Here is a 22,793-nt window from a genome sequence, read left to right as displayed (position 1 = left end):
CGATTTTCTGTGCCGCCTGCGGTGCGGAAAATTGGCGGGGCCGTGATGTCCTTGACGCCGGAGCGGCGGGTGCACAATGGGCGGTCAGAGAGATAGAACCGCGTCCTGAAAGGACGCGACCGCCTGCCAGCTTTGCTGGCCACAAGACGGTTCGGTAAGCTCGACGCGACCTCTTCGTGCGCCGTCTGTATTACGTTGCGAGAGGATCGCGACCGGAATCGGCGAAGACCGCCTGCGGGCTTCGGTCGCGGTACGATTGGCGCCGTGCGCCATTGGCGCCTGGCCCGGTTGCCATCCATCACGAAATTGAATCGGTCGCATGTGACTGATTCAAATGTGTCGTTGGACGTCGCGATACTGTTTGGCGATCATGGCAGCATGATTGCACAGCCCTACCATCTCTATATCGAACGCGCGGATGCGGCAAAGAACATGGCGCGCTACTACGCCATGGAAGTCGGGCAGACAATGTTTGGAGAGGTCTGCCTGATCCGGCGATGGGGACGCATCGGCCAGCATGGGCAGGAAAAACAGCACTTCTTCGAGCGGGAGGAGGAAGCGGTTCGCCTGTTCCTCGCCCTGGTGAAACAAAAACGTGCCCGGGGCTATCGGCCAAGATCAACTCTCCGGTATTTGCAGCGATGATCCGATCGCCTCGGTCCTTCAGCGTCACGACGACCGCCGAAACGGGCCCCTGATGGCGCGTTGGTCTCGAGAATGCCGCGCCGATCTAGATGAGGAACGATATCGGCCAGTTGCTGCATGATGTTTTCCTTTCAAACGCGCGCATCACTGATATCCGACCTATAGGTCGTGGGCGGCATCGAGGCCTATTGTCGGCTTTCTCAAAGCGGGCCGCTGGCCCCGCCTCAAGCGGCGGGGCCAGCGGGATCTCAGTCTCGGTTTTGGCGGGACCAGATCAACTGGTAGCCGTCCTCGCCTTCGACCTCCGAAAGCGTCGCGTAGATCGGGGCCGGGAAGCTCGGGTCGTCCAGCTTGACCGAGAGGTAGTCGCGGTCGCTCTCGCTGGAACGCTTCTGCCAGGCCGCACCAAGCTCGACGTTGCCAGCGTAGATACGGAAGTGCGGACCCTTGTCGGACGGATTTTCGACGCGGGCGATGCGGGCCTTGACGTTGAGAGCGAGAGTGCGGATCGAGCCGGTGAAGCCGTTTTCGTTTGCGGTGAAGATGCCGATGGTAGCCATGTTCATGTTCCTTTCGTGTGTATCGGGCCGCGCCCATCGCGGCCTCGATGGCTGTCGCAAAGACCGGTGACGATCGGACCGCACCTGATAAGGCCAAAATGAAATGGAGGGCGGCAAGACGCAGATTTGTTAGCGGGAGAGGAGGACGTGACGTCCGGGGTAAGAAATCTGCAAATTGCCGTTGCGGGAAGACGATCGAGGCGCAGCCGGTCTCCGGTCAGACATGCCTCATCGAGCCCGCGGAGGAGCGGCCTACGACAGCAATGGGAGGTACTTGAGCATGGGGGCCCGCGTCAGGGCATTCCGTACCGAAACACTGCAGTGGCAAGCCTGCGCTCTGTCCTCAAGTCAAGGCGTCGAATTCGGTTGCGACGAGTTCGGCCGACCGGGCAGTTGCCCTTGTTATCGACGTGACTTGCCGAGCCTGGTTCGCCGCCCGGAGAATCCATGCGTCACGCCAAGCCGTCTATCGTCGAAGTCAGGCAGCCCCAAAGCAGTGGCCACCGATCGGCCCAACCGGAAGCGGGCGACCGCCGGGCCGCTTACCCAGTCCACTTGCTCGCACGCAAAACGGCCGAGGCACGGATGACGGCCGTCGATGCCAGGAGGCTGCCCATCGCTGAACGCCTTCGTCGCGGTCAGCTAGTCAAAGGTTGCTCTTGGACCCAGCGAACCCCGAATGCATGGCGTCATCGACGTAAACCGACAAGGCGCATCTCAATTTAAGTAGCCGGCTAAATAGTTTGTGGCGTAATCAACGTTATGGAACTATATGCGTCATATCGGCTTGCATTTTGTTTGGGCGCATGCCACCGAAAAGACCGGCTCAAATGCCGCGTTGGCTGGCGTCCCCTGCGGCTATGACCGGCGGAATTCGAGCCGCCTTCCCATCCGGGGAGATCATCTCCATTGCATCGGCTATCACGGCCTTCTTCGTCAGAACGCCGGCTGGCGAGCATGCTACTCCTCGGGCCGAGCCAGCACGAAATCGTGCTCTATCTGCCAGAACTTGCGAGAGAAACCAAGCTCGTCAGCGCGTACCGAATCCTCGACGTGCTGGAACTTGGCAAGCAAGCTCTCCTTCACGCCAAAGACGGCGTCGGAGTGGATGTACGGATCGTCCGGATCAAAGATGTGCGTCGTGAGCGTCTCGAAGCCGTCGGCCTTGATGATGTAGTGCAGGTGAGCGGGCCTGTAGGGGTGACGACCGAGCGCGCCGAGCAGCTTGCCGACCGGTCCATCGTCCGGGATCGGGTAATACTTGGGCTTGACTGCGCGAAACCAATAGCGGCCATCCGCGCCGGTGCGAAAGATGCCGCGAAGGTTGAAGTCTGGTTGGATCCCCTTCTGCTGCACGTCGTAGAAGCCTTCGTCGTTGGCCTGCCAGACGTCGATGACAGCGCCGGCAATCGGTCTGCCATCCGTGCTACGGATGCTGCCGCCGATCACCATGTCCTCGCCCTTCTGATCGAGGCAGATATTGGTGCCCATCGGCAGTTCCGGCGCGTCGGCAACGTGAAACGGGCCAAGAACAGTGCTTTCGGAGGCGCCTGAGGGCTTGCGGTTATTAATGGCGTCGACCAGCATCGACACGCCGAGCACGTCCGACAGCAGGATAAATTCCTGTCGCCATTCGTTGCATGTATGTCCTGTGCGGGTCAGAAAGAGAATTGCCTCCATCCATTCGTCCTGCGTCGGCTCAAGCTCCTTCACCGCCTCATGCAGCTTGCGTGTCACGACCTCCATCACGCGCTTCAGGCGCTGGTCCTTGGTGATGGCGTTGCGGCTCGTGACCACCTCAACGGAGTTCTCTTCCGTGAAGAAACCCTTTTCATGTGCATCAATCATCGCCCTATCTCCCCAAAACGCTGGTCAGCACGCGCCGCAGTTCGGCTGACGGATCGTCGACGATCGCTTCACTTCGCCAGGCGACATGATGGTCGGGACGCACGAGGAGGACGCCGCTGTCTCGGATTTCGCGCATGTTCGCCCAGTCGCCGGCAAAGTCCTGCCAGGGCTGACGTGGACCGATCAGATGTGCGGCGATATCGATGCCCAATTCCTTTCCAAGGGTTCGGGCGGCCTCGATCCAACCCTGTCCGCCAATGCCGGTCAGCACGGTAAACTTCCCATGTCCGGCAAGGTCGAGCGTCGACAGCTTTTCGCCTGTCGCAGAATACACCCAGGCATGCGGCAGCCTTGCGCCGGGCCAGCTCGTCTGCTGGCAGTGCAGTTCCGGATCCCGGGCGAAGGCCGGTTCCGCCTGCTCATCCGTTACGATCGCGCCCGATCGGTAGCGCTGGTTCATCTCGACGCCATGGCAATCGAACTCGTAGACCTTGTCGGCGATCGCCTTGCGGATCGCGGCCCGTTGCTCCTCGGCCGCGACAGTGTTGTTGCAGCGGGCGTCCATGTTCTCCTGCATCTTCACCGGGTCGATGGAATCGAGCAGCCCCAGCGCCTTGAAGATCGGCCCGAACTCCTCGATCGACTTGTTGGCCCGGGTGACGATCTGCTTGGCGACGGGCGCCCGCTCGGCCTGATAACTATCGAGAAGTTTCGGGCCTGCGGCCCCCTTCAGGACGAAGGCGAGCTTCCAGGCGAGGTTGAATGCATCCTGGATCGAGGTGTTCGAGCCGAGCCCGTTTGACGGCGGATGGCGGTGGGTGGCGTCGCCCATGCAAAAGACGCGGCCATTGGACATTGACGTGGCGTACATGTTGTTGACGGTCCAGGTCGAGACCGACTTGATGGTCATCTCGAGATCCGGATCGCCGACCAGGTCGCGCACGACCTTCTTCGCATGCGCTTCATCCACCGAAGGAGGCGGCTGGTTGATATCGTAACCCCAGACGATCAGCCATTCGTTCCAGGGCCTTACCATACGCACCAGCCCCATGCCGATGCCGCCAACGTCAGCACCCGGCTGCAGCACCCAATAGAGCACCGAGGGACGATGGGCGACCAGTCGCGACAGATCGGCCTCGAACAGGATGTTCATCGAACCGGCGACGCCCATCTTGCCTTCGAAGGTGAGGCCCGCGTGTTCCGCGACCTTGGAATTGCCGCCATCGGCGCCGACCAGATATTTCGAGCGGACGGTGAATTCCTTGCCGGTCAGCCGGTCGAGACAGGTTGTCGTGACGCCGTCCTCGTCCTTCGCATGGCCCAGATATTCCGTCGACATGCGCGATTGGCTACCGCGCGAACAGGCCGTCTTGAACAGCAGCGGCTCCATGAAGGTCTGCGGCAGATCGTTCATATGAGCCGGCGACGACAGCTGGTGCTCGGCGCGCGATAGCGGATGTTTACCCCAGCTCTTCATCCGGCCAATCTCCTCGCCGGTGAGCGAGGTACAGAACACGTTCTCGCCCATCAGGTCTTGCTCGGCCGCGAACATGTAGGCCTCGTCCTCCACGTCTCGACCGAGATCGCGCAGCACTTCCATGGTGCGCTGGTTGGTGATGTGGGCGCGCGGTGTGCTGGCGAGCCAGCGGTAGCGGTTGATCACTAGGTTCTCGACCCCGTGGGAGGAGAGCAGTGCGGCGGTGGCGGAGCCGGCCGGGCCGGTGCCGATGATGAGTACGTCGGTGGTAATGTCAGCCATGAGGCCCTCCCCTATGCGTGAGATTGAGCGGCCCGCCCTTCAGGACGCGGCGAACCGGGAAAAGCTGGATGCCGGTGCGCTCGGAGAACAATCCCCAGAGGCCGCGCGGCGCAAGAAGCATGATGGCGATGCCGAGAAGACCGAGCATCAGCAGGTACCAGGAGCCGTAGTCGGCCAAGAGGTTCTGTAAGAGAAAGAAGATGATGACGCCGAGGATCGGTCCCTCGATCGTGCCGATGCCGCCGATCACGACGATAAAGATGACATAGGCCGTCCAGTCGGTGACCGAGAAGGCGGCGTCCGGCGAGATGCGCGCCTTCTGCACGTAGATCAGCGCCCCGGCGATGCCTGTCATGAAGGCGGTCGCCAGATAGACCAGCGTCTTCATCCGCCGCGCATCGACGCCGACGGCGCGGGCGGCCTGCTCGTTGTCGCGGACGGCGGCTAGGCCGAGACCCTGCTTGCTGCGCAGAAGACCATAGATGAAGCCGATTGTGGCGACGGCGAGGATCAGCGCCAGCCAATAAGTCAGCGTGTCGCCCGCCTCGGAAGCCTTCATGCCGAAGAGGTCGCGCATCGCGCCGACGCCCATCATGTCGCGGGTCGCCTCCCGCGGCAACGAGGTGCCGGTGCCGCCGCCGAGCGCCTTCCACTGGGCCAGCAGCAACCGCACGACCTCGGCCACCACCCAGGTGCCGATGGCGAAATAAGGACCGTAGAGGCGGAAGGTGAAGAAGGCCGTGGGAATGGCGAGGGCGGCGGATAATACGCCGGCAATCAGTATGGCCACGACCGGGTCGACGCCGAACAGGATGACGCAGCCGAACATCGTATAGGCGCCAAAGCCGACGAAGACCTGCTGGCCGACCGAGATCAGCCCGGCATAACCGGCAAGCAGGTTCCAGTTCTGCGCCAGCACCAGCATGGTGAGGATGAAGAAAAGGTCCTGGATGACGCCGCGCGAGACGATGAAGGGTGCGGCGAAGGCAAGCAGCAGAAGGGCAACGACCGCGACAGCCGACAATGTCGATGCCCTGGTACGCGTCTCGACGGTGAAGGAGGGAATGGCCATGGTCATCGATGCACCTCAATCCACCGCGCGCGGGAAAAGGCCGCGCGGCTTGAACAGGAGAACGGCGAGGAATGCCAGGTGGCCGGCAAGGATCTGCCACTCCGGATTGATCGAGGCACCCACCGTCTGGGCAACGCCAAGGATGATGCCGCCGGCGAGCGTGCCCCAGAGCGAGCCGAGCCCGCCGATGATCACCGCTTCGAAGGCATAGATCAGCCGCGCCGGTCCCGACGTCGGATCGAAATTGGCGCGGGTCCCGAGATAGAGGGCAGCGATCGTCACCACGACCATGGCAAGCCCTGTCGCCATGGCGAAGATACGTTGCGGCCGGATGCCCATCAGCCCTGCCGTCACCGGATCGTCCGAGGTCGCCCGGAAGGCGCGGCCGACGGAGGTGCGGTAGATGAGCTGGTTGAGACAGACGATGACGGCGACGGCGGAAAAGAAGGTCATCAGCGGCATGATGCCGGCGGTGACCGGGCCGAGATTGACGGAGGCGCTTTCTAGGCTCCCGGCAAAGACACGGCGGCTATCGGCCGAAAATCCTTCGAGCAGGCCGTTCTGGATGACGATCGACAGGCCGAAAGTGACAAGCAGCGGCGGCAGGATATCCTTGCCGAGCGTGCGGTTGAGCAGGAAATATTGCAGTCCCCAGCCGATCGCGAACATCAACGGCATCGCGATCGCGGCGGCAACGAACGGATTGAGCCCGAGCGTCGTCACCAGGACCAGGATCAGGAAGGCGGCAAGCACGATCAGATCGCCATGGGCGAGGTTGACCAGCCGCATGATGCCGAAGACGAGACTGAGCCCCGCCGCAAACAGCGCGTAGAGCCCGCCGAGCAGCACGCCCTGGAGAATGGTATCAAGCCAGTTCATGGTGATCCGTCCCGAAATAAGCCTTGTGGATGTCGTCGCGGCTGAGGTCGGCGGCGCGGCCGGAAAGCGTTACCCGCCCTTCCATCATGCAGTAGACGCGGTCGGCCACCTTCAGCGCCTGGGCGATATCCTGCTCGACGATGACGATCGAAGCGCCGGTCTCGCGGATGCGCGGGAAGGCGGCGTAGATATCGCGGACCACGACGGGCGCAAGGCCAAGGCTGATCTCGTCACAGAGCAGCATCGCCGGATTGGACATCAGCCCGCGGCCGATCGCCACCATCTGCTGCTGCCCGCCGGAAAGCGCCGTGGCCGGATTGTCGCGCCGCTCCTTCAGGATCGGGAATAGCGCGAAGATGCTTTCGAGCGTCCACGGGCCATCGACCTTGCGGCCATAATTGCCGACCAGCAGGTTTTCCTCGACGCTCAGCGACGGAAAGAGTTTTCGCCCTTCCGGCACCATGGCGATGCCGCGCGCCAGAATGTCAGGCGCCGACAGCGCGCCGATCGGCTCGTCGCGATAAAGGATCGATGACGCCGCATTGGTGAGCACGCCTGAGATCGAGCGCATCAGCGTCGTCTTGCCGGCGCCGTTGGCGCCAATGATGGCGACGGTCTCGCCGGCGCCGACCACAATATCGACGCCGAACAGCGCCTGGAAATCGCCGTAGGAGGCGGTCAGGCCTCTGGTTTCGAGCAGCGCCATCAGATCTCGATCCCCAGATAGATTTCACGCACGTCGCGCGATGCCATGATGTCGTCGGGCTTGCCGATGCCGATGACCTTGCCGAAATGCAGCACCAGCAGCCGCTCGACGACGGAATTCAGCGCATGCAGCACGTGCTCGATCCAGATGACGGCAACGCCGCGCGCATGAATGGCGCGGATGGTGGCCACCAGCGACCGGCACTCGCCCTCGGTCAGCCCGCCGGCGATTTCATCGAGCAGCAGCAGCTTCGGTTCCGTCGCCAGCGCTCGGGCGAGCTCCAGCCGTTTGCGCAGCAGCAACGACAGGCTTCCGGCCAAAACATTCGCCTTGTCGATCAGGCCGGTGTCCACCAGGATTTCGGCGCAGCGGTCCGACACCTCGACCTCGCGCCGCCGCGAGCCGAAAGCGCCTGCGACCAGGAGGTTTTCAAAGACCGTCAGCTTCTCGAACGGCTGCGGGATCTGGAAGGTGCGGCCCATGCCCGCCAGGCAGCGCGCCATCGGCGGCGTGCGCGTCACGTCGCCGCCGAGAAAGCGGATGCTTCCGCTGTCGGCGGGGATATTGCCGGTTATCAAATTGAACAGCGTCGACTTGCCGGCGCCGTTCGGCCCGATAATGCCAAGCGCCTCGCCTTCGCCGACGGCAAAGGAAATCTGCTCGGCGACCGTCAATGCGCCGAATTTCTTCGAGACCCCATCGAGTTCGAGAATTGCCAAACCCATTCCTCCGAGAACAGGCGGGGCCGAACGGGCCCCGCGCAAAAAAATCAGGCGATTGCTTCCATCTTGCCGCCGATCGGAATGTTCGGCGCCGTCTTGTTGTCGGTGATGACGAGATCGTAGCCGCCGCCGTCCTTCAACCGCCACTGGCCGCCGACGAGCGGCGTTTTGGCAATGTTCTTGGCCGCGAAAGGCGGCAGGCCCTTGCCGTCCCAAGCAATCGGCCCGACCAGCGTATCGAGCTTGGTGGCGGCAATCGCCTGCGCGACGGCATCCCCGTCTGTCGGATCTCCGGCCCGCTTCATCGCATCCACCGCCAGCTCGAACAGCGCATGGGCAAAACCGATCGGCTGCGTCCACGGCCTGCTAGTCGCCTTGGTAAAGGCGGCCGCCACCTCTGCTGTACTTTCGCCCGTCAAGGACGATTTGAACGGATGGCTCGGCGTCCACCAGACTTCCGACGACAGATTATGCCCGGCATTGCCGAGCGCCTCCACCGTCTGCGGGAACAGCAGTGCCTTGCCGATCGAGGCGATCTTCGGGGCGAAACCCTGCTGCTTGGCCTGGTTCCAGAAGGTGGTGAAGTCAGGCGGGATCACCACGCCGGTGATGATTTCGCACTGGCCCGATTTGAAGGCGTTGATCTGCGCCGAGAAATCATCCGTCATGTTCTGATAGCGGCCGGGGTCGATCAGCCCGTAGCCCATCTTTTCCAGCACCGGCGGGAAGCCGACGACCTTGTCGCCCCAGGCATTGCCGTCGCCGTCATTTGGGAAGAGGCCGCCAACCTTCTTGTTGGTCTCGATCTGCGCCCACATGTTGGTGAAGACCGAGATGACGTCCTCGAGACCCCAGAAGAAGTGATAGGCGTAGTTGAATGGTTTCCAGGAGGTCGGGTCGCCGGGATTGCCCTGCTGGCCGATGAACCACGGCTGCCAGGGAGCCACCGTCGAAATACAGGGCATTTCCTCAGCCTCGCAGGTGGTCGCCACCGGATTGGTGGTCTCCGGCGTCGAGGCGACGAGGATCAGGTTCACCTCGTCGGTGACGATCAGTTCCTTGGCGACCTCCGCCGCCCGGTTCGGATTGGATTGGCTGTCCTTGACGACAACCTCGTAGTTGAGACCCTTCGACTTGGTGACTGCCAGAAAACTGTCGATGACGAACTTGTCGGCCTCACCGAAGGCGGCAAGCGGTCCCGTCTGCGGGCTGACATAGCCGAGCTTGATCGCGGCGTCCTGCGCGATCGCGGGGGCGGCGAGCCCGGATGTCGCCGCCAATGCACCGGTGGCGGCCGTCGTCTTCAGAAAATCGCGTCGGGTAAACATGTTTCCTCCTCCCATTTTCCTCTCCTCCCAGAGAGCGTGATGTCTGTCGTCAGCTTATGCCGGCCGCTTGCCCTCCCAGGCATCCTGCAGCAGGGCACGAATGGACTTCCGGTCGATCGGCCTTGGATTCCAGTAGGGATTTTCGGTGGCGATCTCGGCTGCGCGATCGAGATCGGCAACGCTCAGGCCCAGACCCTTCAGCGCCAGCGGTGAACCGATTTGTCTCGCGAAATCCCAAAGCCCGCCGCCGACCGAGGCGCCGAAAATATCGGCGACCGGCGCCAGAAGTTCCGGCACCGCCGCGGCATTGTAGGCGGCGGTGTGCGGCAGCATGATCGCATGCGTGTCGGCGTGCGGCGTATCGAAAGTGCCGCCCAGCGTGTGGCAGATCTTGTGGTGCAGCGCCATACCGACCGTGCCGAGCACGGTGCCGCAAAGCCAGGCGCCGTAGAGTGCATCGGCACGGGCATCGGGCTCGTGGGGATTAGCGATGATATCAGGCAGGCTGGTCTTGAAGGCCCGCAGCCCCTCGACCGCCATCAGCGTCGAAATCGGGTTGCGGTCTTGCGCGTAGAGCGCCTCGACCGCATGGGCCATGGCATTCAGGCCCGAGGTGACGCTCATGCCGACCGGCAGGCCAAGCGTCAGCGCCGGGTCGTAGATCACCACCTCTGGCAGGATGCTCGCATGGCGCACGGTCGTCTTGCGCCCGGCCTCGGTCTGGCCGAGGATCGGCGTCACTTCCGATCCGGCATAGGTCGTCGGAATGACGATCTGATGCAGATCCGTGCGATAGGCGATCGCCTTGCCAAGCCCGGTGGTCGAGCCGCCGCCGAGCGAAACGACGCAATCGGCCTGCGTTTGGAAAACCACCTCCATCGCCTCTTCGGTGACATCGACTGGCGTGTGCATAGTGGCGCCGGCAAAGACGCCGACAGCGAGAGAGCCCAGCCGCGTGGCATGCGCTTCGGCGTCGGCCTTCTGTTGCGGCGTCGAGAGAACGAGGGCCTTGGTGCATCCGAGCTTTTCCACCCACTCGCCGGCGGCGGCGCTCTTGCCTTCGCCGAAGACGATATGGGCGGGGCTGCCGCTATAGGTGAAAATCCGGCTCATGTATCGGCTCCCTGCCTGGCGCGGACCATGACGAACGTCAGTTTCAACAACCACCGCTTACCCTGCTGCTCGAAGGTTCGCACCAACTCGGGCTTGACGGCGAAGATCGCGTCTTCGGCCAGATGCGGATCGCTGCCGTCATAGATATGCGTGGTGATCGTCTCGAAGTCCGGCGCCTTGATGATGAAATGAAGATGCGCGGGGCGGCGCAGCGGATAGCCCGCCCGCCGCAAAAGCTTTCCGACGGGACCATCGTCAGGCACGCCATAGCCGCATGGCTTGATGGTCCGATAGTGGAAACGTCCGTCGGGATCCGTGCGGAAGCCGCCGCGCAGGTTGAATTCCGGCTGCAGGTCCGGCTGCTGGTTTTCGTAGAGGCCTTGAGCATTGGCCTGCCAGGTGATGATCTCGGCATTTGCGATGGGATCGCCATCGAGATCCTGCACGCGGCCGGAAACTTCCAGCGGCTCGCCGATACCATCAAGCGAAATATTGCCGCCGAGCGGCAATTGCGGAACGTCGGCGCGGAAGAACGGTCCGCGCACGGTGTTGGGGGTGGCCGTCTTCGGACGGCGCGAATTGATCTCCTCGACCAGTGTCGAAGCGCCGAGCAGATCCGACAGGAGCACCCACTCCTGGCGCCGCTCGTCGCTTGCATGGCCAACGTCGGTCAAGAATTCGATGACTTGGCGCCATTCCGCCTGGGTGGGCCGCACTTCGCGGATCAGGGTATGAAGATGCGTCACCGCCGCCGCGAGAACCTGCGGCAGGATGTTGTCCTTTGATGGCTGAAGTCGTTGCGCAAAGATGTCATGCGAGGTGGCCTCGCTGAAATTCAGCGCCATCGGACCCGGCGTCATGCGTCTCCTCCAAGGCAATGGCTGGTGGAGACAAATTTAGTCCAAACGCTATGTGCCGGTAATGATTTTATTCGCGATTAATATATCATATCGTTATGAAGATAGACGAACGTCACCTTGTCCAGCTTGCGGCAGTCGTTAAGACCGGCGGGGTCACCGAGGGAGCTGCCCTGCTCGGCCTATCGCAGCCGGCTGTTTCGCGTACGCTCGCAATGCTCGAGGCTCGCATCGGCGAGCCACTGTTCGTCAAGGGGCGGCGGCCGTTGCAGCCAACGTCATTGGGTCGGGCGCTGGCCGATCACGGCCAGACGATGCTGTCGGCATCGCGCAAGGCCTCCGATGTCGTCGAAAGCTTTCGGGCCGGCAGAAGCGGCGTAGTGCGTGTCGGTGGCACGCCTTTTTTCATGGATGCGTTGATCGCCGGCATGATCGCCGAGTTCCAGAACCTGCATCCAGACGTGCGCATCGACCAGAGCTATGGTTACTTCCCAGACCTCCGTGCCGCGCTCAATGCCGACCAGATCGACCTTGCCATCTGCCCGATCGATATTCTCGACGAGGGCTCCGGCCTCGAATTTCAGCAAATCCTGCCCGGCCGCAACGTCGTCGCCTGCCGGGTCACCCATCCTTTGCTGTTGAAGCGGCGCCCTCAGCCGGCGCACCTGCTCGATTTCCCTTGGGTGGCGCCTCCGCCAGGCAGCCCGCTACTCACCGATCTGCGCAGCATGCTGCTGTCCTTCGGCGCAACCGAAGTCAAGATCCGCTATTCGGGCGGCTCCCTCATGAGCGTCGTCCAGTACATGAAGGCGGCGGATGCGCTGACCATCATGCCGCACAGCGTCGTCTTCGCATTGCGCAACGAAAAGTCCATCACCGCCCTGCCCGTTCCCATCCCCCATTCGGAACGCGCGCTCGGCTTGCTGAAGCGTTCGGACGCACCCCGCACACCCGCCGCCGACAACTTCGCCCGCCACATCCGCACCAGCTTCGATAACCTCAAGCACCTGATTAAGCGGCATGAGCAGTCAGTGGTCTGGGGCTCATGAACAAAATGCGAGAACGTGCAGCAGGCAATTGGTGCCACTTCACCGTTCGGTCTGGGCAAGGCCTCGGCGGCGGCGCGATCAGGCTACGGAGCGGCGCGTCGGTTTTCACCATGCAGGCTTGGAAGGCCCGCGGGGCGGCCTGATCATCCGAGCATTTCATCAGTTGAAGAAGAGACGGCTTACGCCGCCTCCTCCTCGTTGCGCTCCGGCTGCAAGGAATGCAGGTAGTCGACGGCGCGCTGCGCATGTGCTGCCGCCGAGAAGATGGCGCGCTTGTCGTGGTGGAGAACCTTCAGCCAGCCATCGAGATAGCTGGCGTGGTCGGGGCGTGGTTCGAGTTCGGGGACGATGCCGAGATCGGCGCAGAGAAACGCGCTGCCGAGTTCGGCAATCAGCTCCTCGCGGGCGCGTTCGCTCCGGTCTTTCGCGTAGCGGCTGAGATCGCGATCCAGCCGTCGCGGTGCGGCGGTCCAGTGCGTCATCTCGTGGCTGAGGACGGCGACATAGGAAGCATCGTCCCGGAAGGCATCCAGGCATGGCATCTGGATGTAATCACGCTGAGCGGCATAATAGGCAGCCGATCCTCCGTGGCGGATCAGCGCGCCGGTATTGGCAAAGAGCGGCCGGCATTGCCGATGCGGCTCATCGGATCCTGGAGAGGTGCGACGTCGTCAAAGCGCCGGTTAAGACCGGCGATCTGATCGGTGTTGAACACCGTGTAGGCTTTGAGGAATGGAACATCCTGTTCGATCTCGCTGCCCGTGTCGGTCGTCTCGGTGCGGACGAACGAACTGGCAAAGACGACGGTTGTGCCGGTTTCGCCCTTGCGAACGGCGCCACCGAGTTCGATGGCCTGGCGGAACGTCATCCATCTCGATGAGGCAAAGCCGCGGGCGATGGCTTGCGACCACAGCAGCAGAACGTTGATCCCGGAATAGGGTTGGCCATTGTGGCGCAGTGGCCGGCTGACCTCGGCTGTCGCATGTCCTGTCGTCCAGGGTTTGGTCCATGGCCGCACGCCCCGTTTGAGATCGGCGATGATCGTGGCGGTGATGCGGCTGTAGATATCGGTTCGTTGATTGGATTGTTGCCTGCTCATGTTGGAACCTCCATTTCGAGGTCGCGGCCATCGCGACCTGCTACGGCGGTTCGAAAGCCGGGCTGCAAGCGCTGCCTGCACCCGCAGGGCCGCAACGCAGTGGAGGACGGCAAGGCCGTTGCCGGCGGCGCGAGCCTGGCAGGACCAAAGCCGGGACAGGACGCGATGGCCGCAATCCAAGTGGGAGGTTTAGACGCAGGCGGACATGGCTGATCCGCGATCCGGATCCCGTCGCCAGCTTCGCGGATGAAGCGCGCGCGATACGACATCACGCGCCAATCGAGATACTCGTCCCGAACATCCGGGCATGGGCGCGAGAATGGGATCGACTGCCGGCCGGCAACTTGTCGTCGACGCCGGGAGGTGGCTTTTTGCAATTATTGCCACGCCGGGCAATGTTCGTGGGAAGGTGGTCGGGCGGACTGGCCAGCATGACTTCACGCATGTCAATGCCAACCCAGTCCGGCGGGCTACTGGTAAAGACGGGAGGGACCACCAAGTCGTTTTAGGCAAAGGCAGACAGAACCCGGATTGAGCGCCATATCAAACGCCAGTTGCTAGCTCGATCTTCGATGGCCGGGCCGATAGACCTTATGCAATGCGCCAGCAACGCAGCTCATAGCCGTTCCGGGCCAAGGCGCATTGGACCCATTGGGTACAACGGGAATTGACAATTCAGCGCTCGAACCGATCCAGCATCCTCCTCAGTTGTGCGTTTTGCAGCCGAAGCTTCCTCGCCAACTGATCCCGGAGCATCCTGATTTCTCCCTCAAGGCCGATTGCATCGTCGGAAACGATGGCAAGTCGTGGAGATGGTCGCGAAACGACATCGACGACGTCCGCTTTCCTGGCCTGTCTGCTGCGCTTTCGCGCTGCACCATCGTCAATCCGCGAGGGCTTGGGCGCGGCGTGTGCAGCTATGTCCACCACATCGGATGAGGCCGGATCAGCCGCTATCTCGAGCGTGGCGCTTTCGACATCTGTCGTGTGATCAGCACTGCTTGCCGCCTCTTCGGCATGACGACGCGGGTCTACCGACACCGCCTCGTGTTGTTCGTGGGTGACCGGCTTTTCGTTGGCCGCACGGTCTGCGGCCTTCGACCGGTTGTTGGCCGCCGCTTCAGTCGGCTCGGCGATGGCTGATACGTCCGGCTTCACATCATCGGTCGAGCCGTGTTCTTGCTTCTGCTGGCGTTGCCGTGACACCAGCCCAGCAAGAAGTTTCCATGGAGACGCCATTTTATTTGACCTCGAATTCTACTGCGTATGCAAACTGCGAGCAAAAACGTTGGCGGCAGAACGAACCGCCGCCAAAATCTTCACTTCAATAAGCATGAGAATGCGGCCAGCGCTTGACCGTCTGCTGCCGATCAACCGAGGTTGAGGCGCTTTCGCAGATCGGCATTTTCAGCGCGGAGCTTCTCCGCCAGCAGCTTGCGCAGTTTCTGGTTTTCCTCTTCGAGCTGCAGAAGATCCGAAATCTCATCAACTGCCGCCACCGACGGTGCAGCCGCTATCGACACAGCCTTCGGAGCACGTTTGACAGGTACACGCTTGGCACTCGTCGTCCCTTCGTCAGGCTTTGCTTTGCGTCCTCTCGTCTGCTTTCCAGCTTTGGCATCCGAAGCCGCTGCCGGTTGCGAAGAAACGGCGGCTGAGGCGGTTGCAGGCACCACCTTCTTGGCGCGAGGTTTGCGCACCTTCTTCAGTCCATCGGGCGCCGCGGCGGCCGGCGTGTCAGCATTGGTTGTCGTATCTTTTTCGTCGGCCATTATGGTCTCCTGTAAAGCCGATGCATTTGTCTCTTGCTCGATCGGCAGTGTCAATAACGGCCCGGCCTGTTCTTCTTCGGATACAAGCATTCCGGTGCTTCTTGCCTGAGGAGCCAATGACATAAATGGCATTGCCTCGTCCTGCATATCTTGCGCAACGGACTTGAGATCCGTGTCTGCCCAGATCGAACTCGGTTTGGAGTTGAGTTTTCGCCGACCTGATTTGTACTCGACGGCAAAGCTGCGCTGCACTTTTTTCAATTTAAAAAAGCCTTGGGTATCTGCGGTGATGTTTCAGCGACGTTTTCAACATCGCAGCATGTCCTGCAAATAGCGACTATTGCGCCGGCGGTCCATACCCTGGCGACACCAGAGCCACGCGCGCGTTCAGCGCTGGTCAAACCGCGCTCCGCCGCCTATTGTCCGTGAGCGCAAAACCTCCCCGGCTGCCTTAGCCTTGTCGATCTCCCCGGGGCACGGTGTATGGCGCGACCTTCTACTGGAACTTGCGGCTATTGGCGCGGGAGCGCAGACTGGCGTCATAAAACTCATGGCAGCAGGCGCGAACGGCTGCGATCGAACAGCCGCGCGAGCCCGGCATGCAGGCGCATAACCGCCTTATTCCAACAACTTCGTTCGTGACCGTCGCGGCTTTGCCCCCGCCATCGGCGTACACCGCCACGTCGGCCGCGAGTATCGCCCGCAATTTCGCCAGGTCGCCGTCGCGCGAGGCGGTCAAGAATGCCTCGGCTAGCTCGAGGCATCGCTGTCAGCCATTGCCGCTTCTCCAACAATCAAGGCTCTCGTAAGTGATGACGATGCAGCGCAGCGAAACGTGACATCATAACAGTGAGAATGTCCTCAACTGCGTTTAACGCTCGCCGCTTCTCTCCTTTTGGACCGCTCATCAAATCGGTCATCCCGGCGGTTAGCGCCTGCGATCTCGACCGTTGACAGATGCGGTCGCCACCGGCCAGTTCGTTGGCAAGCTGAGACGAAAAAAGACTCCAGCGCGCTCATAGGGAGCGAACGTTGTCGTTCCCGGTGAGAACCGCAATGCTAGCTGCCACGTCAGGCACGCCTGCCTTGACTGGAAGCGTGAACTGGTAACCGCCATTTCGGATCGTCCGGAAAAGGGGGCCGCTTTGGGTTTGACCAAGCTTACGTCGCAGCCTGCTCATCAAGACGTCTATTGATCGGTCCATAGGCTCGCTCTTGCGCCCTTGTGTCAGATCAAGCAGCCGGTCTCGTGACAAGAGTCGGCCCGGTCGTTCAAGAAAGACCACCAACAGGTCGAATTCCGCTCCGGTCAACTCAATTTCTGGGCCACGCAACTTGCATACCCGCCGGGTGCTTGTGTCAGCGATGAATTCTGCGAAAGTGAAGACCTTGACGTCGGTGTCACTGTCCTCAGCGTCGCCGGCTCGTCGCAAGACTGCCCTGATCCTTGCCACGAGTTCTCGCGGATTGAACGGCTTGCCAAGATAATCGTCCGCTCCGAATTCCAGGCCAATGATACGGTCCACCTCCTCCTTCAATGCGGTCAGCAGAATAACAGGGATTCGAGACTGGCTAGCGCGCAGGTTCCTGCAGATATCAAGGCCCGAACCATCCGGAAGCAGGACGTCGAGCACGATCAGGTCAGGCGTGCTGGTATCGATCCACCTCTCACAGTCCTGCCGACATGCAACAGCGGTGACACGAAAACCTTGATCGACAAGATAACGTGTCAGTAGCCGGCGGATTTCCAGATCGCCATCAACGACTAATATATGGTCCATATCGCCCACCTCGATGATTGATTTCTTCTTCCACTGCCGGCTTTCAATTCTCGTTGTCGTCTGCGGGAAACCTCCAGAAACATCCCGAGATCGCCGAGAAACGTTAAGCTGCTGGAACCGCTGCATTCGAAAACGTCACAAGCAGCGTTTGATTGCCGAATAATGGTGTGCTGTCGCCGCGGCCCTATATCTCATGAGATCGGCGCTATCATTTGCCATGGTTCGATGCGCCCAAGTCCGTCAGCCGTTGGGAGTAAGGAACGGCATCCGCCATGGGAGCGTCGCGATCATCGCAGTTCATCCAGCCGTTCGAGCGAACGAGGAAACCCCTTCAGAGAGACGCGAAAGGTCAACTTACCACCTGAAGCAAACGAAGTGGCGCTCACCGTGAGCACCTGCGCGGCCTTCAAAATGTCTATGGTGGCGTCGGACATGATGAGAAGAACGACGCAACCATCGGGCAGGCACGTCGCAACATCCGCATGTTGTTTTGAGGGTTGCGTATCAAGCTCGAGGCGCACGCCGTCCGACAACTTCAAGCCGAGCGGCATCCTGATCAGGACCCTCGTGCCCAGCTCTTCAGAAGGGTAGACCTGAATTGCGAACGCAACCAAACCGCTCTTTGGATCTTCATGAAACTGACCCGCGGCACATTGCTTTCCGACGTCGACGACCGCGCATTCAACGCCCCAGTCATCGTATTTCTCCTTTATGCCGTCGGCGGCGACGAGGAGCTGTTCGCTCGGCGCAGCGGCGCCCAGGGCCAACGATCCGGCGCGGTTGAATCCACTTTCCATTCTCCATGAGGCCTCATCGGAATTTTTTCGTTGGGCCGCTTCTGGCCCAACCAAACCCGACAGGAGCAGTGCCAAAACGCTCGCCAGTCTCAGCCCCAAACCCAAACCTCCCGACGGCGCTCGCTCGCGACCTGCAGCAACCCCATCCCCAAACGCAGAGCCCATCGTGGGTGATTTCGCCTCCGTCCTCGCAGTGCAGCAGGGCCGGAAACACCGCATGAATAGATCGGCCAAAGGCCGGCTTGATCTCGGGCGGGGCGGAGGGAGAAGCAAAGGGCGTCGCCGTCCACGACCCGAGACCTCTGCCCGCCAAACAGGCTGCCGACAGGATCGGCATGGTGGATATACGCGAACGAAAATCGTCCAGACGCCGAATGAAAGGAACCGGTGGGGACAGACGTCGCGGGAAGGCAGTCGTTGCCGGCATCGGGGAAAGGAGCGACGCGATTTAGGTCGCAAGGCGCCGGCATCCTGGCGGACACCGTTGAGCCGAAGCGCTCAGAACCGAGCACGGCTGGGTTGCGGGGCGCACAGATCATTGGCTGCAAGATATCGAGGGCTTATCTGCGCAATAGCATTTGTATCTCAAGGAAGGACACGATCTGACCGCCAATGCGCCGTTCGAACAAGAGCATTCAATCCAATAGTCGTTGGAGCCGTGCTGCGGTCCGCGAAACAGCGAGTATCCGGTTCCTGTGTCGGCGATGCTGGACCCGACCTGAAACAGCGACGTACTGCCGGTTGCGCTGTCTTCGGCAAATGTGGACGTCGACAAGCCGGAGGCGACCAGGCCCGCGATCAGGCAAAGCAACCGTGTCCTGAGCGGATGGTCTACGCCGCGCCACGGCAGGAGGGACTGTCGCGATTTACCGTCGTTCATTTCGATGTCCATGGACGGGTTCCTGACTACGTCGCCATCCTTGGTAGCGGGTTCAACGTTAAGCAGCGTAAAGGCTGCGTAAAATTGAGTAAAAGCAGACGAGTGCGACCGCTCCGGGGTGCCACGTCCGACCACGGATGGTGCCCGCTGGTGCGACCCCGGACGCCCGGCGCGCGAGCAAGATCGATGGTTTGGAAAGGATGGTGAGCGTCCCGCTTGTCCAAGTCATGCCAACCTCGGAGCTGAGCTTTTAACGTTGGGAAACCCCTTCAATGGCGATATTTGTTAGCCGTGTTCTTGTCGGGCTCACCTGCTGGCACGCCAAGGCACTGACCGAAGAGGCAGGTCGGTTGAATGACAGGCCGGGCCTCTCCGGACGTCAGACTATCAGCAACGATCACTTGTATATGAAGCCGACGGTGCCGTGATATTGCGCTGTCGGCTCCAAGGTTTTGCCGTTGCCGTAGAGCTTGTTGATCCGGTCGAGTAACCCCTGAGAGGCATCATCAGCTGGGCTAAGATTGTCATCAGGCCGATTCAGATCTTTTGCCGCGACAGGGCGAACCAAATAGGGTGTGGCGATAATTACGAGTTCAGTCTCGTTTCTCTCGAAGCTTGTCTGGCGAAACAAAGCGCCAAACCCTGGAATCTTGTTCAAGACCGGCGTCCCATTGGAGGTCCTGTTGAAGTTATCTCGGATTAGCCCCGCCAGAGCGATCGAACCACCCGATGGCAGTTCAACGGTGGTGCTGGTCGAACGCTTGCCGTAGGTCGGGGATGAACCGGATATAGAGGTAACCGGTTCGGACACCTCGGTTGAGATCTGCAGGCTGATCCGACCGGACGTTAGGACGATGGGCTTGAATGAGAGGCTGATGCCGTAGCTGTACGGGGTTTGGGTCGTATTGCCATCGCTGTCGGTGTTTGAATAGAGGACCTCGCCACCTGCTTGAAACGATGCCGATTGACCCGAGACGGCCGTCAATGTCGGCTCGGCCAAGGTTCGAACCACTTTCGCTTGTTCAAGCGCATTCAATGTCGTTGAGAGGCCATACTTGCCGAAGGATCCGCTGAATAGGGCTGATAGGCCGCCGCCGGAGGTCGCGGTCGTCGCATCCGTCGATGCCGTTCCCAGCTGGGCAATTGTTGAGCCACCAGCGTTTTTTAGCTCATTGTCAAAGCCCAGTTGCTTCAGGATCTCTCGCTTTACCTCCGCTATCGTCATTTTGAGCATCACCTGATCGTCGGCTGCGATGCGAAGAAGGTTGATGATTTTGGATTCCTGCCGATCTTCCGCAACAAGGGCCACGGATCCTTGACTACCCCCGCTCGACGCACTTTGGGTGCGGGTCGTCGCCTCCCCGCCTTTGACGAAAGCGGATGCAAGATCGGCGGCTTGTGCCGAGTCCTGTGCCGACCTTACGGTGCCGGTGAGGACAATATTATCGGAAATAATCTCAACCTTGATGGCCGCATCTGGTATCAAACGACGCAAATCCGTCTCCAGCCCGGCAATGTCTCTCTCAACCGCGATATCGATATTGACGATTGGTCGCTTGTTCGCATCGAGGATGAAGATATTCGTTTGCCCGACCTTTTTGCCAAAGAGAAAGATGGTGCGTGTCGCTCGCACTATCGCGTCAGACACGCCTGGATCTGAAACAACAATGTCATGAGCGTCCTGAGGAAGCTCAACGATGAGCGTCTTATTTAGACCGATGCGGACATGCCGCGTGACATTCACACCGGTCTCTGTGACGCTGATGACATTCTCGGCACGGCAATATGTGGCCGACGACAGCAGCGTGAGCAGGAGAACTGTATGCGCAATCCAGCCGGCATGGACCGAGGACTTCCCTAAATCCGTCTTGCGGAGCGGATGAACCCTAATGTTCAATGCCGCATCCATCGCGTTGCATACTATCGCGCTGATCAACCAGCAGCTCCCAACTGAGCGCGGCGACTGCGAGGGCTATGTGCTGTGGGTCCCAGCCGGCGGAGCGTGCCTTTTCGAAAAGCCTTGTAAGTGAGGGCTCCAGCGCGAATTTGCATTCGATTTGATAGGCACTGTCACTTTTTCGGATCGGAGAAGACGGTATATTGATGTTGGCCACGAGTTAGTGCCTTTGCTCTTTTTCAATCGGCGGTGAATCTTCGAAGGACGTCCCGCCAGTAACTCACCGGTTCGTGGCACGATCATGCTCTGAACATTTCCGTGTTTTACGAATTGTTGCCGAGCCGGCCGCGCTGCTTCATTGTGCGAGATGCGAACGCGGCACTCGTGCGGTCCGCCAGCAGGTCGAATTGCGAATGGCGGGCGTGGGATGGCGGCCACAATCGCGCGATGATTGCTTGAAAGGCTCCAGGCTTCGGCACAAAACTTAGGATCGGCGCGTCCTAAAGCGGCAAAGTCCAGCCTCATCCGGTTCAATGGAGGACAGTGCGAAAGGCTTGTAGCCCACCGAAGAGCCAAGCTTGTCGTCTCTTGCTTTTCCAGCCCTGCGTTAATTCCGAGTATCGAACAAGGAACGTCCGAATTCGGTCTCGTCTGCCCGAAAAAGGTTGAGGCGAAGTTTCCGGTTATCGCCGCAGTCAGCACTGCTCATAGCCTTCGCGATCAGGATGACAGGCCACTCACCGCCGTGACAGCGATTTGACAATCACTGGGCTGCAGGGATTTTCAACGGTTGAGATATAAGCCCAAGGCGTAATTCGAACCATGATGAGCAAAAACGATCACGTCAGCCAGCGGCGTTGCTTTTCAAAGGGATTTGGCTGTAGAGGCGCGTCGAGATTGGCTAGAACGCTTGGAACACGAGCTTTTGAGCGAGCTGTTCGGTCGCAACCGCGACCAAGTCTAGTTGTGACCTTCTATCACCTAGCTGGGATGTGCCTCATTCGCCCGCTTGAACAGTGGGGTTCACCGCTATTTTGTTGCAACAGATACAAATGCGCCGCACTTCAGGACGCAGACCCGACCGTCCCGCGTTCAGTATCGGGAGACCGCGAAGATCCCGCGAAGCGATTTCTGTGCCCCATCGCAGCCTCGTCCCGCGCAGCTGTCCTACGTGGCTGAAATACTCATTAACTCCGACAGCCGATTGGCATTCTTGATCGAATGTCCGTCGCGATCGTTGTTGAAGTAGGCCCATACGGTCTTCGCCCGGCTTTGCCTAATGCGCTCGACCCACACGAGCAATTCCGCGTCACTGTAATCGTGGCGATACCATTGCCTGATCCCGTGAAACCGAACGTAGATGTCATCGGCGGTCCGCACCAGTTCATCCGGTAACCGGGGGCCGCTGCAGGAGCAGAAAATCACCCCGGCAGCGTTGAAGGCTTCGAATACCTCATCATTCCACCAGCTCTTGTGGCGAAACTCGATGACGTTCCTGCGGCGGCAGTCGAGCTGCGATAAAATGGATTGAAGCATTTCCGGAGTGTAGCGAACGCTCGGCGGCAGCTGGTCGAATAAAACGGGGCGTTGAGCTCGACCGTCTTGAAGGATCCCTGATAGATTGCGAAATATTGACTCGACGGAACATCCGCAGGATAGAACGCCCCCTTCCAATGCCAGTAGTACCACCCCGAACATCCGATATGGGTGCGACCGGCCTGTCGATCCTCGGTCGGGTTGTTGGCCTGCGGATCGGCAAGGCGTACCTGACGCATTTTGGCCGCCCGATCGACATTGGCGTCGCGCTGCTTCTGCCTGCGCTCAGCGCGGCGCGCGCGGCGGGCCGCGTTATCTTCAGCAGTGCGCTGCACCAATCGATCCTCCTCGTCCCGGCCTCGACTTCATTTGCAACGTCAGCACCCGTTGCCCGGTTTTACCGTCTGACGGTCAGCATCTTGAAATGGCCAAGATGAGTCTCGATGCGCGGAAGCGTTTCCCGCAAGCCAACAAAAGACAGATCTTTGACCGA

22 protein-coding genes and 1 pseudogene are annotated in these 22,793 nt (G+C 60.6%); 3 read left to right on the top strand and 20 right to left on the bottom strand.

What is annotated here, in order from left to right:
* The first annotated feature begins 378 nt into the window (after positions 1–378).
* Complete coding sequence (locus tag AC25BC_RS32635; protein WP_172643749.1) at positions 379–645, top strand: WGR domain-containing protein; 267 nt, start codon at positions 379–381, stop codon at positions 643–645.
* Between the two features lie 248 nt (positions 646–893).
* Here AC25BC_RS32635 and AC25BC_RS32630 read toward each other — a convergent pair whose 3' ends face one another.
* The 10 genes from AC25BC_RS32630 to AC25BC_RS32585 all read right to left on the bottom strand — a co-directional run bounded on the left by AC25BC_RS32630 (position 894) and on the right by AC25BC_RS32585 (position 11,492).
* Positions 894–1,205 (bottom strand): DUF736 domain-containing protein, encoded by a 312-nt coding sequence (locus tag AC25BC_RS32630; protein ID WP_012760275.1) that lies wholly within the window; start codon positions 1,203–1,205, stop codon positions 894–896.
* A gap of 960 nt (positions 1,206–2,165) precedes the next feature.
* Positions 2,166–3,050, bottom strand: a complete 885-nt coding sequence (locus tag AC25BC_RS32625) for an intradiol ring-cleavage dioxygenase (RefSeq protein WP_164903020.1) — start codon at positions 3,048–3,050, stop codon at positions 2,166–2,168.
* Between the two features lie 7 nt (positions 3,051–3,057).
* Complete coding sequence (locus AC25BC_RS32620) at positions 3,058–4,812, bottom strand: FAD-dependent oxidoreductase (protein ID WP_128439435.1); 1,755 nt, start codon at positions 4,810–4,812, stop codon at positions 3,058–3,060.
* A complete protein-coding gene (locus tag AC25BC_RS32615) occupies positions 4,805–5,890 on the bottom strand; it encodes a branched-chain amino acid ABC transporter permease (RefSeq protein WP_128439434.1) in 1,086 nt (361 codons plus the stop codon). Before AC25BC_RS32615 ends, AC25BC_RS32620 begins: the two co-directional genes overlap by 8 nt.
* A gap of 9 nt (positions 5,891–5,899) precedes the next feature.
* Entirely contained in the window at positions 5,900–6,763 is an 864-nt protein-coding gene (locus AC25BC_RS32610) for a branched-chain amino acid ABC transporter permease (protein ID WP_128439433.1), read from the bottom strand.
* Positions 6,750–7,469 (bottom strand): ABC transporter ATP-binding protein, encoded by a 720-nt coding sequence (locus AC25BC_RS32605; RefSeq protein WP_128439432.1) that lies wholly within the window; start codon positions 7,467–7,469, stop codon positions 6,750–6,752. Before AC25BC_RS32605 ends, AC25BC_RS32610 begins: the two co-directional genes overlap by 14 nt.
* The gene (locus tag AC25BC_RS32600) at positions 7,469–8,188 is read right to left on the bottom strand and encodes an ABC transporter ATP-binding protein (RefSeq protein ID WP_128439431.1); all 720 of its coding nucleotides are present in this window, start codon (positions 8,186–8,188) and stop codon (positions 7,469–7,471) included. Before AC25BC_RS32600 ends, AC25BC_RS32605 begins: the two co-directional genes overlap by 1 nt.
* Before the next feature lie 50 nt (positions 8,189–8,238).
* The gene (locus AC25BC_RS32595; RefSeq protein ID WP_128439430.1) at positions 8,239–9,519 is read right to left on the bottom strand and encodes an ABC transporter substrate-binding protein; all 1,281 of its coding nucleotides are present in this window, start codon (positions 9,517–9,519) and stop codon (positions 8,239–8,241) included.
* 54 nt (positions 9,520–9,573) lie between these two features.
* Positions 9,574–10,632 carry a maleylacetate reductase gene (locus AC25BC_RS32590; protein ID WP_128439429.1) on the bottom strand — a complete coding sequence of 353 codons (1,059 nt, stop codon included), beginning with the start codon at positions 10,630–10,632 and terminating at the stop codon, positions 9,574–9,576.
* Positions 10,629–11,492, bottom strand: a complete 864-nt coding sequence (locus AC25BC_RS32585; RefSeq protein WP_017997480.1) for a dioxygenase family protein — start codon at positions 11,490–11,492, stop codon at positions 10,629–10,631. Before AC25BC_RS32585 ends, AC25BC_RS32590 begins: the two co-directional genes overlap by 4 nt.
* 95 nt (positions 11,493–11,587) lie before the next feature.
* Here AC25BC_RS32585 and AC25BC_RS32580 point away from each other — a divergent pair, with 95 nt between their 5' ends.
* Positions 11,588–12,538, top strand: a complete 951-nt coding sequence (locus tag AC25BC_RS32580) for a LysR family transcriptional regulator (protein ID WP_128407137.1) — start codon at positions 11,588–11,590, stop codon at positions 12,536–12,538.
* A 179-nt stretch (positions 12,539–12,717) separates the two neighbouring features.
* Here the strand turns inward: AC25BC_RS32580 and AC25BC_RS32575 are convergent.
* The 10 genes and pseudogenes from AC25BC_RS32575 to AC25BC_RS32530 form a co-directional block, all read right to left on the bottom strand.
* Positions 12,718–13,637 (bottom strand): annotated as a pseudogene (locus AC25BC_RS32575) (ArdC family protein).
* Positions 13,638–14,312: 675 nt separating this feature from the next.
* Positions 14,313–14,876 (bottom strand): hypothetical protein, encoded by a 564-nt coding sequence (locus AC25BC_RS32570; RefSeq protein ID WP_003554597.1) that lies wholly within the window; start codon positions 14,874–14,876, stop codon positions 14,313–14,315.
* Between the two features lie 131 nt (positions 14,877–15,007).
* On the bottom strand, positions 15,008–15,670 hold the full coding sequence (locus AC25BC_RS32565; RefSeq protein WP_128439428.1) for a transcriptional regulator: 663 nt from the start codon (positions 15,668–15,670) through the stop codon (positions 15,008–15,010).
* 235 nt (positions 15,671–15,905) lie between these two features.
* Positions 15,906–16,148: a hypothetical protein gene (locus AC25BC_RS32560; protein ID WP_128439427.1), complete on the bottom strand. Its 243-nt coding sequence runs from the start codon at positions 16,146–16,148 to the stop codon at positions 15,906–15,908.
* A 277-nt stretch (positions 16,149–16,425) separates the two neighbouring features.
* On the bottom strand, positions 16,426–17,190 hold the full coding sequence (locus AC25BC_RS32555) for a response regulator (protein WP_003554601.1): 765 nt from the start codon (positions 17,188–17,190) through the stop codon (positions 16,426–16,428).
* Positions 17,191–17,477: 287 nt separating this feature from the next.
* Positions 17,478–18,062, bottom strand: coding sequence for an invasion associated locus B family protein (locus tag AC25BC_RS32550; protein ID WP_244432307.1), 585 nt, complete (start codon positions 18,060–18,062; stop codon positions 17,478–17,480).
* 460 nt (positions 18,063–18,522) lie between these two features.
* Positions 18,523–18,879, bottom strand: a complete 357-nt coding sequence (locus AC25BC_RS32545; RefSeq protein ID WP_080635507.1) for a hypothetical protein — start codon at positions 18,877–18,879, stop codon at positions 18,523–18,525.
* Positions 18,880–19,264: 385 nt separating this feature from the next.
* Positions 19,265–20,776 carry a type II and III secretion system protein family protein gene (locus AC25BC_RS32540; RefSeq protein ID WP_128439550.1) on the bottom strand — a complete coding sequence of 504 codons (1,512 nt, stop codon included), beginning with the start codon at positions 20,774–20,776 and terminating at the stop codon, positions 19,265–19,267.
* Between the two features lie 1,155 nt (positions 20,777–21,931).
* Positions 21,932–22,300 (bottom strand): DUF72 domain-containing protein, encoded by a 369-nt coding sequence (locus AC25BC_RS32535; protein WP_487778584.1) that lies wholly within the window; start codon positions 22,298–22,300, stop codon positions 21,932–21,934.
* Positions 22,186–22,539, bottom strand: a complete 354-nt coding sequence (locus AC25BC_RS32530) for a DUF72 domain-containing protein (RefSeq protein ID WP_487778591.1) — start codon at positions 22,537–22,539, stop codon at positions 22,186–22,188. Before AC25BC_RS32530 ends, AC25BC_RS32535 begins: the two co-directional genes overlap by 115 nt.
* Between AC25BC_RS32530 and AC25BC_RS32525 the strand changes: the two genes are divergently transcribed.
* Positions 22,468–22,737, top strand: a complete 270-nt coding sequence (locus tag AC25BC_RS32525; RefSeq protein WP_245459837.1) for a hypothetical protein — start codon at positions 22,468–22,470, stop codon at positions 22,735–22,737. The two genes, AC25BC_RS32530 and AC25BC_RS32525, sit on opposite strands and share 72 nt — an antisense overlap.
* Positions 22,738–22,793: the final 56 nt, after the last annotated feature.

It is taken from the genome of Rhizobium sp. WSM409 (assembly GCF_057653825.1).
The sequence above is the reverse complement of the archived record's forward strand: the minus strand, read 5'-3'. Positions and strand labels throughout refer to the sequence as shown.